15 protein-coding genes are annotated in these 11987 nt (G+C 38.2%); 10 read left to right on the plus strand and 5 right to left on the minus strand.

Annotated elements, in window-relative coordinates; translation table 11 throughout:
* Window positions 1–129: 129 nt before the first annotated feature.
* Complete coding sequence (locus tag AC1DSL_RS13330) at window positions 130–948, plus strand: sulfurtransferase (protein WP_342541682.1); 819 nt, start codon at window positions 130–132, stop codon at window positions 946–948.
* A gap of 55 nt (window positions 949–1003) precedes the next feature.
* Here the strand turns inward: AC1DSL_RS13330 and AC1DSL_RS13335 are convergent, their stop codons facing one another.
* On the minus strand, window positions 1004–1228 hold the full coding sequence (locus AC1DSL_RS13335) for a DUF2187 family protein (RefSeq protein ID WP_016427358.1): 225 nt from the start codon (window positions 1226–1228) through the stop codon (window positions 1004–1006).
* Window positions 1229–1437: 209 nt separating this feature from the next.
* Here AC1DSL_RS13335 and AC1DSL_RS13340 point away from each other — a divergent pair, with 209 nt between their 5' ends.
* Window positions 1438–2883 carry a DEAD/DEAH box helicase gene (locus AC1DSL_RS13340; RefSeq protein WP_477532534.1) on the plus strand — a complete coding sequence of 482 codons (1446 nt, stop codon included), beginning with the start codon at window positions 1438–1440 and terminating at the stop codon, window positions 2881–2883.
* Between the two features lie 64 nt (window positions 2884–2947).
* Here the strand turns inward: AC1DSL_RS13340 and AC1DSL_RS13345 are convergent, their stop codons facing one another.
* On the minus strand, window positions 2948–3847 hold the full coding sequence (locus AC1DSL_RS13345; protein ID WP_477532535.1) for a diacylglycerol/lipid kinase family protein: 900 nt from the start codon (window positions 3845–3847) through the stop codon (window positions 2948–2950).
* Between the two features lie 79 nt (window positions 3848–3926).
* On the opposite strand from AC1DSL_RS13345, the gene AC1DSL_RS13350 reads away from it, so the two are divergent.
* The 6 genes from AC1DSL_RS13350 (at window position 3927) to AC1DSL_RS13375 (ending at window position 9462) form a co-directional block, all read left to right on the plus strand.
* Window positions 3927–4382 (plus strand): SRPBCC family protein, encoded by a 456-nt coding sequence (locus AC1DSL_RS13350; RefSeq protein ID WP_477532536.1) that lies wholly within the window; start codon window positions 3927–3929, stop codon window positions 4380–4382.
* Between the two features lie 130 nt (window positions 4383–4512).
* Window positions 4513–6678 (plus strand): ATP-dependent helicase, encoded by a 2166-nt coding sequence (locus AC1DSL_RS13355; RefSeq protein ID WP_477532537.1) that lies wholly within the window; start codon window positions 4513–4515, stop codon window positions 6676–6678.
* A gap of 56 nt (window positions 6679–6734) precedes the next feature.
* Window positions 6735–7667, plus strand: a complete 933-nt coding sequence (locus tag AC1DSL_RS13360; protein ID WP_477532542.1) for a hypothetical protein — start codon at window positions 6735–6737, stop codon at window positions 7665–7667.
* A 64-nt stretch (window positions 7668–7731) separates the two neighbouring features.
* Complete coding sequence (locus AC1DSL_RS13365; protein ID WP_477532538.1) at window positions 7732–8184, plus strand: SRPBCC family protein; 453 nt, start codon at window positions 7732–7734, stop codon at window positions 8182–8184.
* A 57-nt stretch (window positions 8185–8241) separates the two neighbouring features.
* Window positions 8242–9072 carry a type II pantothenate kinase gene (coaW, locus tag AC1DSL_RS13370; protein WP_477532539.1) on the plus strand — a complete coding sequence of 277 codons (831 nt, stop codon included), beginning with the start codon at window positions 8242–8244 and terminating at the stop codon, window positions 9070–9072.
* A 189-nt stretch (window positions 9073–9261) separates the two neighbouring features.
* Complete coding sequence (locus AC1DSL_RS13375; RefSeq protein WP_016427350.1) at window positions 9262–9462, plus strand: cold-shock protein; 201 nt, start codon at window positions 9262–9264, stop codon at window positions 9460–9462.
* A 181-nt stretch (window positions 9463–9643) separates the two neighbouring features.
* Here AC1DSL_RS13375 and AC1DSL_RS13380 read toward each other — a convergent pair whose 3' ends face one another.
* A complete protein-coding gene (locus AC1DSL_RS13380; RefSeq protein WP_016427349.1) occupies window positions 9644–10039 on the minus strand; it encodes a reverse transcriptase-like protein in 396 nt (131 codons plus the stop codon).
* Between the two features lie 12 nt (window positions 10040–10051).
* Window positions 10052–10735, minus strand: coding sequence for a queuosine precursor transporter (locus AC1DSL_RS13385; RefSeq protein ID WP_477532540.1), 684 nt, complete (start codon window positions 10733–10735; stop codon window positions 10052–10054).
* A 191-nt stretch (window positions 10736–10926) separates the two neighbouring features.
* Here AC1DSL_RS13385 and AC1DSL_RS13390 point away from each other — a divergent pair, with 191 nt between their 5' ends.
* Window positions 10927–11118: a zinc-finger domain-containing protein gene (locus AC1DSL_RS13390; RefSeq protein WP_036659365.1), complete on the plus strand. Its 192-nt coding sequence runs from the start codon at window positions 10927–10929 to the stop codon at window positions 11116–11118.
* 47 nt (window positions 11119–11165) lie between these two features.
* Here AC1DSL_RS13390 and AC1DSL_RS13395 read toward each other — a convergent pair whose 3' ends face one another.
* Window positions 11166–11369, minus strand: coding sequence for a cold-shock protein (locus AC1DSL_RS13395; RefSeq protein ID WP_016427347.1), 204 nt, complete (start codon window positions 11367–11369; stop codon window positions 11166–11168).
* 203 nt (window positions 11370–11572) lie between these two features.
* Between AC1DSL_RS13395 and AC1DSL_RS13400 the strand changes: the two genes are divergently transcribed.
* Window positions 11573–11987: HD domain-containing protein (locus AC1DSL_RS13400; RefSeq protein WP_477532541.1), on the plus strand; the 415-nt coding region annotated here is incomplete at its 3' end.

The following is an 11987-nucleotide window of genomic DNA, read 5'->3' on the forward strand; positions in this document are numbered from 1 at the left end:
GATTAAGACAACATTTACTCCGTGAGTCACTGCAACAACTTGACTCTGAAAGAGCGGCAATGCAAGAAGGTAGCCGCCTTGAAGAGTGGAGAGCTGTGTACAAGAATTTATCTGAAGGGGAATGAGCTGATGGGTAAAGTTTGGAAGTCTGCAAAAGAACTGAAAGAATCTAATTTGAGGTGGATTGATACTCGCTTTTCACTACAAGATCCTAATGCTGGCAAAAAGCTATATGATAAAGGTCATATAGCTGGTGCCATCTATCTCGATCTTGAAAAAGATTTATCGGATATGAATAAGACAAATGGACGTCATCCACTGCCTGATAAAGAAAAGTTGAAATATCTTTTTGAATCAAATGGTTTACAGTATACAGACCATGTCGTGATTTATGACCAAGGCGGAATGCCCTTTGGACCGCGAGCTTACTGGATGTTTTGTTATGCAGGTTTCCCACAAGTAACATTGGTGAAGGAAGGCTATGAAGAATTGGTTGAACTGGGTTTAGAAGTGTCAACTGAAACATCGTCATACCCGGCTTCGACATTAAGCCTTCAGTGGAATGAAGACATTCTTTCGACTCGCGAGCAAGTTAAAGTAGTATCGGAGACGTCAAATGGTGCTCTTCTGGATGCCCGATCAGCAGAAAGATATGCAGGCATTCATGAGCCGATTGATTCAGTAGCTGGTCATATTCCGAATGCGAGAAATTTGGACTGGGAACTGTTGAAAGAAGATGGTCGTTTTAAAGAAGCAGTCGATGTTATATCGGAAGTAGAAGCGGTTGTTAAGCAAGATGAAGATATCACTGTGTATTGCGGGAGTGGAGTAACTGCAGCACCTCTATATGCAATGCTTAAAGAAGCGGGATATCCAAAAGTGAAATTATATGTAGGCAGTTATAGTGACTGGATTACTGCTTATCCAGTGGACAATAAATTGACTTAGCAAAAATTAAATAATCAACAAAAAAACGAAGAGCAATTTGCTCTTCGTTTTTGTATTATGAGAATACTTTATAATTTTTATGTGATACTACTGTTAAAGTTGATGCGGCACCAATTTTTTTTGCGTCTTCTTGAGAAATTTCAACGATGCAAGAATTTTCAAGGATTTTGAAGATAGCTCCTTCAACTTCTACATCACGACGAACGAATGTGATTTTTTCACGAATTCTTCGTGCTTGTACAAATTCGGATACTTCTTTTTCATGTTTTTGGAACGTCATCTGAATTCCCCATTTCTATAACACTGATGTCATGTCGAATACAAACTACTCGAAACAAGTCGAAAGATTCTTATGAAAATTTGTCGTATTATGAAGTTATTATGTATCTATTATAACATAGTTTTCTGTTTTAATCTATCACACCCGATTCATTGGTATACTTAAGATACAAAGAAGAGTGGACAACTCTTAAATAAAGGGAGATTTTAATGACAAACACACAATTTAAAGATTTTGGTATTTCAGACGACATAATTCGCGCACTAGAAGGTCTGGGATTTACATCCCCAACAGAAGTGCAATCAAAAGTGATACCTACAGCACTATCAAAGCGGGATGTTTCAGTTAAATCTCAAACAGGAAGTGGTAAAACARCTGCTTTTGGTATTCCAATTTGTGAGATGGTGGACTGGGATGAAAACAAACCACAAGCTTTAGTATTAACCCCGACACGCGAATTAGCTATGCAAGTTTCTCAAGATATCATGAGTTTTGGTCGTTTTAAGCGTATTAAGGCTACGGCGATTTATGGGAAACAGCCATTCGCTTTTCAACGCACTGAGTTAAAACAAAAATCACATGTTGTTGTGGGAACCCCAGGTCGAGTCATGGATCACATTGAGCGCCATACACTTGATTTAAGCAAAATTGAAATTCTTGTCATTGACGAAGCGGACGAAATGTTGAGCATGGGCTTTATTGAATTGGTCGAGTCCATAATCAGTCACTTGCCAAAAAAACGATTAACGATGTTGTTCTCGGCAACACTTCCAAAAGACGTGGAAAAACTATGCCATAAATATATGGACAATCCGGTGGACATCGAAATTGAAAAAACAGAAAGTGTAAACCAACAAATAGAGCACTCTGTATATATCGTAAAAGAAGCAGAGAAATTTGCGATGCTGAAAGAAATTACGATGGTTGAAAATCCAGATAGCTGTATAATTTTTTGCCGTACGAAAGATAACGTCGATCAGTTGGTGGACTTACTGGATGATGAAGGCTATACAGTCGATAAAATTCATGGCGGGATGGAACAAAATGAGCGTTTCGATGTAATGAATGACTTCAAACGTGGGGATTTCCGCTATTTAATCGCTACTGATGTTGCTGCTCGAGGAATTGATATTGACCGTATTACGCATGTCATCAATTACGATATGCCTTTGGAAAATGAAAGCTATGTTCATCGTACTGGTCGAACAGGTAGAGCAGGCGAAGTCGGAAAAGCAATTACACTTGTTACACCTTACGAAGATCGATTCCTTGCATCGGTTGAAAAGTATATTGGTTTTGACATCCCGGTGAAAGATGCGCCTTCAAAAGAACAAGTAGTTAGAGCGAAAGCTGCATTTAAACAAAAAATGAATGAACAACCTGAAATTAAAGTGGATAAGAAAGAACAATTAAATGAAGATATTACGAAATTGTATTTTAACGGCGGGAAGAAAAAGAAAATCCGTGCTGTGGACTTTGTTGGGACCATTGCAAAACTCGATGGAATGACTGCACAAGATATCGGCATCATTACCATTCAGGATAATGTTTCTTATGTGGAAATATTGAATGGTAAAGGACCGCTCGTATTGAAGCAAATGAGAAACACGACAATCAAAGGAAAACTGTTAAAAGTTCATATCGCTAACAAATAATTAGATAATAATATTATGTAAACTAAAAATAACGAAAAGCAGTTGCCAAAAGGCAGCTGCTTTTTTAATTGTTCTTATTCGGCACCAAAAATCGAACGAATTTTGGCTTTACTGTTATTTCAACAGGCGTTTCTAAATAAATCTCTCCGTCAGTATCCACTTTTTTCGGTTCATCGGTACGAATCACAATATGTTTACCGGTATAATGGGTGACATTCTTTAAATCATCCGGCATTATATCTGGTTGATTTAATGAAAACCATTCACGTATGGCTGCCATAGTTGACGCTTGTATGAGCACCACATCCAATTGTCCATCTCTGGGATTAATGATGTCGAGAGGAAAGCGATGGGTTCCGATGGATTTTCCATTCATAACGAGTAACATGACAGCTTCTTCATTATACGTAGTGCCATCAATCTCCAAATGAATAGAAAACGGTTCACTTTGACTAAACGTTTGTAAAGCACTCATGAAATAGCTTAGCTTACCGTACTTGTCTTTGAGATCGGGATTAATGTTCTCGGAAGCGTCGGCAATTAATCCTATTCCAGCGAAGTTCATAAATAAGCCATCATTTATTTGTGCTGAATCTACATCTTGAACGACTCCGGTAACAATTGCTTCAGCTGCTTCTTTAAGAAAAGGCGGGATGTCTAATGTACGTGCAAAATCATTGCAAGTCCCTCCAGGAAGTAAACCGATGATAGGGAGTTTTTCAATCTTTTCTAATACTTGAACAGCTGTATGCAGCGTTCCATCTCCACCCATTATAAATAAAACATCCGCATACGATGCGTCCAAGCATGCTTGTTTAAACTCGTCAGGAGATAATGTTTGTACAATGGTCAGTTTGTGACAATGGGCCGCAATAACCGGAACGACAAGTGATAAAGCTTCTTCATCAGAGTCCTGTCCAGCTTGCCCATTAAATAACAGAACGCCATGATTGAAACGGGACATCTTTTCACCTTCTCTTGAAGTATAATATTGATAAAATCATATGAAATTACTTTAACATACTTAGTGGGAGTGAAAGAAATTGTCAAACCAAACTTTTGTTTATACCACGTATATCCGAACCAACCCGGAAAGACTTTGGCAAGCACTGACAAACAGTGAAGATACCGAGCGCTATTTCTTTGGTAGTAAACTTCAATCATCTTGGAAATTGGGAGAGAATGTTTCTTTTTTTAGAGCAGAAAAACTGGATGTAACAGGTGAACTTGTGGAAGTCATTCCCTATGAAAAGCTGTCGTATACGTGGTCAGCTACTGAAGATCCTACTTTACGTAATGAGCCCTCAGTCGTTACATTTTCACTAAAAGAGATGGATGATACAGTGAAACTTACGCTCATTCACTCGAATTTAGCGGAAAGTGATATAGTCGATGCATCAGATACTTTTTGGGGGGCTAACAACGGATGGCCGGCAATTATGAGCAATTTGAAAAGTTATTTGGAAACAGGAGAAACACTTAAAGCAATTCAAGCATAAATCCTTTTAATCTCTTTTTAATAGGCGAGATGAACGTTCGCCATAGAATAAACGTTCTGTTATACTCGAAAATATGTAAATCGTTATCTATAAAAAGATAGCGATTTTTTTCTTGTAAAGGAGTCTACGTATGCCTACGTTTTTTGAAAGACAAGCGATCAGTCATAATGTTCATTTAAATAAAGTACAACAAAAAGCAGTTTGCCAAACGGAAGGACCACTTCTGTTATTGGCATGTCCAGGTTCCGGTAAGACAACGACGTTGATAATGCGCATAGGATATTTAATTGAAGAGAAAGGTGTAGAACCCCGACGTATTAAAGCCATTACATTCAGTCGAGCTTCTGCCCAAGATATGAAATCACGCTTTGAACAGTTTTTTCCTTCATTAAATCATGTCGCTTTTTCAACCATTCATAGCTTGGCTTTTACTATTACATCACGCTTTTTAAAGAGCCAAGGGATTTCATTTACATTAATAGAAGGAACTCCTACCAATAATGCACCGATGAAATCACAAATTCTGAAGGATTTATATAAAAAAGCGCTAAAAGAAGATTGTACTGACGATCAGTTGCAAGAGATGATTCAGTTTATCAGTTTCATCAAAAACAAAATGATTCCAGAAGCACGATGGAAAGACGAAGCACTTCCAAATCCGGAAGCAGTGAAAATTGCGATTCAATATGAAGCGATTAAAACACAAAATCCTTCTCATCTTTGGCTGGATTTTGATGATTTGCTCGTAATTGCTTACGTAGCTTTATCTACAGACAGACACATCATGGAAAGTTTCTCGAAATTGTATGATTACGTGTTAACGGATGAAAGCCAAGATACTTCGAGAGTTCAACATGCAATTGTTGAAAAGCTTGTTGAAGGGCATCGGAATTTATGTGTCGTGGCAGATGATGATCAAACGATTTATTCGTGGCGAGCTGCAGACCCTTCATACTTACTTAACTTTAAAGAGACGTATCCAGACGCCAAAATATTGAAGATGGAACAAAACTACCGTTCATCTGCCAATATCGTCTCGGTTGCCAATCAATTCATCAAAAGAAACACTATCAGGTACAAGAAAGAAATGTTTACAAAAAACAGCCCTGTATTGGATATTGAATTGAAACGATTGCATGACGATCAAGCCCAAATGAGATATGTCATATATGGACTGCTTGATTTAAAAGAAACGAGCAGTGCAGCCATTCTTTTCCGGAATAATGCAAGTGCCATTCTTTATATAAGTGAGTTGGAACGAAGAGGCATTCCGTTTTATATGAAAGATGTCGATCAACGATTTTTTTCTCATTGGGTAGTTGACGATATATTGAATTTCATGCGATTAAGTTTTAATTTAGAACGAAAAGATATTTTCCTGAAAATTGCACGGAAATTCAATCTGTATTTATCAAACGACCAAATTCGTAAATTTGAGCACATTGAAGAAGCAGGAAATGTCTTTCAGCTTCTTTCTAGACACGTCCCGTTAAAGGATTATCAAATTAAATCATTGCAGAGCTATGCAACGATCTATGAGCAAATGAAAGAATCGCGTCCGAAAAGCGTCATTCGTTTAATAAGAGAAAAACTCGGTTATGAACAAGTTTTACAAAACCGTGCAGAGAAATTTGGATTTCGTATTGAAGTGCTGCTCGACATGATCCGTACACTCGAACAAATCGCTGAGCCATTCACGACGATGGAGGCATTTGCCAAGCGATTAAAAGAATTGGATGAGCTTACGCAAAAAGCAAAAAAGATCAAAGATCCAAACGCCGTCACGTTATCCACTTTTCACAGTGCAAAAGGGTTGGAATTCGATCATGTGTACATGATTGATTGTCATAATGGAACGATTCCATCTGACGAAGACCAGCGGGACACCGAAAAGCTTGAGGAAGCGAGACGCTTATTTTACGTGGGAATGACGAGAGCACGACAACATCTAGAATTGTTGACGTATGCAGAGAAGGATGGGAAAGAAAAGGTTGAATCGCGGTTTATTAGTGAAGTAAGAAGTATCCTGCTGAAAAATTCCAAACAAAGTGAAGCTGTGACTAAACAGGTAGACCCCGAGAATCCAAATACCATTCGTGAAATACGAGAAATGACAGTTGGTCTTAAGATTGTCCATAAGAAATTTGGTGAAGGTCATATCGTTCAACTAAAAAGTGATCGAATCATCCTGCAATTTGGGGAAACTCAAAAAGAGTTGGCGATTCAAATGATTTTGGACAAAGGTTTGCTTGCAAAAGACATTAAGGCGGTTCCGAAGGACTTGATTGTAAAGTGAATGTTACAGGAACGTCATGAAGTATTGGTAGTATAGGTAGGAATCTATAGAGGTTGGTGGTTTTTTTGAGTAAGCGTATTAATTTGAGTCAAGGGAAATTGGAAAAATGGGAAGAAGCATTCGTCCCAGAAAAAGATGTGTTCTTTCTCAGAGAGCAAGATCAACATTTTTTGAAAGAATTTGGCAAGAATTGTTTACTTTTTTCAAAAGAAGAGTTTATGAAGCATCCGACATATACTGCGGTTTCATATGCCAGCTGCTACACGTATTGGACATTATCAGAAGACATTACTACAGTAGTTGTCTTGCCACATCGTGTCTTTCCTGCTTTGAACCAAAAGGTAAAGACAGCGATATTGAAAATTCAGCAACAGGTAGGAAGAGGACTTGTATTTGAAGCCCGTTATTTCGAAGGGATTTTGAGAGAGCCTGCCAAATCGCTGTTGGCACCATACGAATTTGTTTCGAATGATCGACAATACACAGCTATTCAGAAAGAAGTATGGAACCAGTTGCCGAAGTCGTTAAAATCGGATTTACTGAATCGCATTGCCTTTGATTACGATACTCCAGGAATATTTGATCCGTATGTACCTACGGAAAGTGTCACAAGTACATATGTCAACACGTATCCAAACGAACATGGAGCCAATTGTTTGTCATCCACTTTATTTGCTGCGGCATCGATTCAGGAGGGTTATACGTTAGACTGGATTATTAAGGAATGGGTTCACCCGACCACATTTATTAATGGCCTGACACAACTTGGTTATAAAGAAGTGCCTTTGTCCATGGATGCCATTTTCCAACATGATATCCTCGTGTGGAAAGATGACAAAAACCAAATCATTCATGCAAGTTTCCATATCGATCAAAACTACTTCTTCAATAAAAATGGTCAAGTATTTTTCAACCCATGGAAAACCGTTCACATGAGAGAGTTGGAAGAACAATGGAGTGCCTACAAAATACATGTGTATCGAAAATAAGAGGTTGTCTAAATGTGGAGTTTTCTCTAAACTATATGTATGAAGTTTGAGAGGAAGTGTCCACTTGAAACGATGGACGAAATCAATTGTTATTGATGCACCAATTGAAGATGTGTGGAAGTATTTGGACGGCGACTTGGAAAAGATGCAACAAATCATGCCGAAAGTAGTCAGCAATACGCCCGTCACTGAAACGAAAGAAGTTGTGGGCAGTGTTTATCGCCAAGAATACCTTGAAGGCAACCGTGTAGAAGCCTATGATGTGCACGTTACCGAATACGAAAACACTCCAACTCACAAACATATGAAAGTAGCATTTACGCTTGCGCAATTATTTGAGATTACTGCGAAATATGAAGTCGAAGCATTACCTGATTCTAAAACGAAATTTGTTTATACAACTACAAATAATCCGTTAAAATGGTTCATTAAACTATTCTTGTTATTTGGCAATGACAAAGTGATTGTCGAATTCGTAGAACGTGTAAAACAAGTGGCAGAGAGCAATCGCGCATAACAACTTTGAGCGTCGCCCGAAAGCGACGCTTTTTCGTGTGTTTAAAGGAGAATAGATATGGTACAAGCAATTGGAATAGATGTCGGTGGTACTTTAACCAAAATCGCTTACTTTGAAGAAGACCAACAGTTGAATTTGATACACTTTCCTTCCGCAGATTTACAAAAGGTAAGTGATTGGATTACTACATTTAAAGATGATATTCAAATCGGACTTACCGGTGGCCGTGCTGAACAATTAAAGACTTTTTTGAAATCCCATGAAAATCTACATTATCTGGTGGAATTTGATGCAACAGTTGCTGGTGTCAAATATCAGTTGAAAAAGGACGGCCAAAATTTCGAAGAAGCTGTCATCACCAATATCGGAACTGGTACATCCATTCATTCTCTTAAAGGAGATGCTCATGTACGAATTGCCGGGACTGGAATTGGTGGGGGGACATTACTTGGAATGTCAGCATTAATGACTGGCGTTAATGAGTTCAAACAAATTGTTGAGCTATCTGCCACTGGAAGCCGCGCTGAAGTCGACATGTTGGTAAGTGATATCTATTATGGCAATAAAACGCCTATTGATGGAGGGCTGACTGCAAGCAATTTTGGTGATGCAGGATTAAGGCCGCTCCTTGAACGGTCAAGAGAAGATATTCTAGCGACAGTTCAAGGTCTGGTTGGTGAAGTCATTTCAACTTTAAGTATTCAATGTGCTGATGCTGAAAATGTGGAACATATTGTATATATTGGATCAACTCTGGCAGAAAATGACCCTCTTCAAAAGGTTATTGGTAGCTATACAATACGGAAAAACCGGACACCAGTGTTTTTGAGTGACAATGGATACAGCGGGGCTATCGGAGCTCTATTGAGCAAATTTGATGGAAAATAATTCTTAATAAAAAACTGATTTTTAGGAAAATACATGAACTTTTCATTTGCATTAACCCGGGTTTCATGTTACATTTATAGAGGATTATTTTTGTTCGGATAAGAGTAAGACTTGTAAGAGATTTTATCTCCACGATTTGAGCAAGGATAGTAACACAATGTGTACTTAGTACACGAGGAGGAAACACACATGGAACAAGGTAAAGTAAAATGGTTTAACTCAGAAAAAGGTTTTGGATTCATCGAACGTGACGGCGGAGACGATGTATTCGTACATTTCAGCGCTATCCAAAGCGAAGGTTTCAAATCTCTTGACGAAGGTCAAGAAGTTACTTTTGAAATCGAGCAAGGACAACGTGGCCTACAAGCTACTAACGTAAACAAAGCTTAATTTTAAGAATAACCTATAAACAGATTCTCTTCGGAGAATCTGTTTTTTTGTGCAAAATTAATGATTAGAGGCACTGCAATTTGGCTGAAGGGATAATATTTCGGAAGCTTTTATTGTACTGCTCATTTAAAACACATACCAATAATAAAAAGAAACAAAAGGACTCAAAAGCGTAATACGCTTATGAGTCCTTTTGTTTTATAATGGCTTTTCGTGCTAATTGATCGGCAGTTAGATTAGAGCTGTCCGGCACCCATTTAATAAAGAAGAAATCAAAAGTATCGGCAATTTCAAGTGCCTTATCGAGCAATTCCTTAAACACTGGGTTTTTAGCGTATCGTTTTTCAACGGCAGCAACAACAATCTGTGAATCTGATCTGACGGATATCAATTCTTTTGACAGCTTCTGTGCTTCTTCCAGACCTCGTAATAAGGCAATGAATTCTGTCGTATGATTATCATAAATCCCTATATATTCTGAAAAGCGAAGTTGATGACCTTCGCCTTTGATGAATATACCAATACCGCTCGGACCTGGGTTTCCTGCACTTGCTCCATCAATATACACTTCAAGCATGAAAACAACTCCTTATTTTTCATCCAGCGGTGTCATTCGTTTGGCCATGTAACCAAAAGGCGTTCCGAGTATAGACACCAAGAATTTCAAGACATAAGTTGAAATAAATACACTTAACCAAACTTCTGCTGAGTAAACACCCAAAAAAGCAATAGAAGTAAAAATTAGTGTATCCAGTAATTGACTGAGCATAGTCGATCCATTATTGCGAATCCAGAATGCACCGTCAGATGGAAACAGTTTGCGTATGAAACTGAAAATGAGAACATCGGTGTATTGACTGACAAGATAGGCAATCATACTTCCAAGTGCAATACGCGGAATCAATCCGAAAATCGTCGAAAGGGATTCCTGTGCAATATCATCAGGGGCTGGCTGGAACTGGATCACGAATTGCATGATGGCAGTCATCATTAAAAGGGAAGTGAAGCCTAACCATACTGCTTTTTTGGCTTCTTTCTTGCCATATTTTTCATTTAAAATGTCAGTGACTAAAAAAATGCTTCCATAAACGGCATTGCCGAGAGTTGCGGTCAAGCCAAAAATTTCAATAAGCTTTGTTACTTGTATATTTGCCAAAACAGTGGCGAATCCAACCCAGACAAATAATCCCGTTCTTCCAAAAAATTTATACATGATTAACACGAATATCATATTGACTATTGCAAATCCTAATCCAAGTACTTCATTAAACATAGATATCCTCCTGAAGTTTTGATAACGCGAGAAGGTTACGAACCGCGAAAAAACGTGTTGATTTCCAACTTGACTATTATAATGTCAGTTGCAAGCAAAAGCAATGAGGGTGTAAGATAAAGTAGCACTTTCTTAGTGAATAGAGTGTAAAATTAAGAAGTGTGTGACTTTTATGAAAGGATGAAGCAATTTTGAACAAACTAACAGTAATCAGTGAAATTGACGATTTGCTTGAGACTTATTGCGATGGTTGCTTCATTAAAAGAGAACTCAAGATAAACGGTGGAAAAACATTGGCTCACCGTTTTTGTATAAATAGCTGTACCGTTGGTGACCAATTGCAGTTTCTAGGGCAAGAACTCAATAAAGTAAAAACCAAATAGTCTACCATATAAAACCCACCAATCATCTGATTGGTGGGTCGACTTTATTATGTAATCAATAGAACGTTTGCGGCTTGTGGACCTCGATTGCCATCGATAATTTCGAAGGAGACAACTTGACCTTCATCTAACGTTCGGAATCCATCACCTTGGATTCCAGTAAAATGGACGAACACATCTTCACCATCATTGTATTCAATAAATCCGTAACCTTTTTCATTGTTGAACCATTTTACCTTGCCTTGGTGCATGAACGTTCCTCCTCATACTATTCGAGTGAAATGTCAATTTCCACAACCACAGATTACAAAATATTCCGTGAATGGATGGATATACTATACATGAATTGTCGAAACTAGTCAATTTTCTGTCGATTCAGTGTGTTGCGGTTTGAGCTTGATTTATGCAATGATACTAATAGTGAAGTATTGTCTGTTAAGGAAGGAAGATCAAATTGAATGCGATTGAAAAATGTGAACGACTAGTAAAAGATATATACAATCAATTTGACGCAAGTCATGATTTTCAACATATTGAACGTGTGAGAAAAAACGCCCGAATCATCAGTCAGGAAGAAGGGACCGTTCGTACAGATTTAATAGAACTAGCTGTACTTCTTCATGATGTCAGTGACGTTAAATATAGTGGCATAGAAGGCAAGGCGAAAGAAAATGCCATTTTGGACGAACTAGACTTGCCATTGAGTGATCGACAACAAATAGTTGAGATTATTGAATCTGTTTCCTTCAGTGGTGGACACGAAAAAGAAGCCAAAACAATTGAAGCCAAGATTGTCCGTGATGCAGATCGTCTGGATGCAATCGGTGCGGTAGGAATCGCCAGAACGTTTGCATATGGCGGAGCTAAGG

The sequence above is a fragment of the Paenisporosarcina sp. P4_D4 genome, from assembly GCF_056401835.1.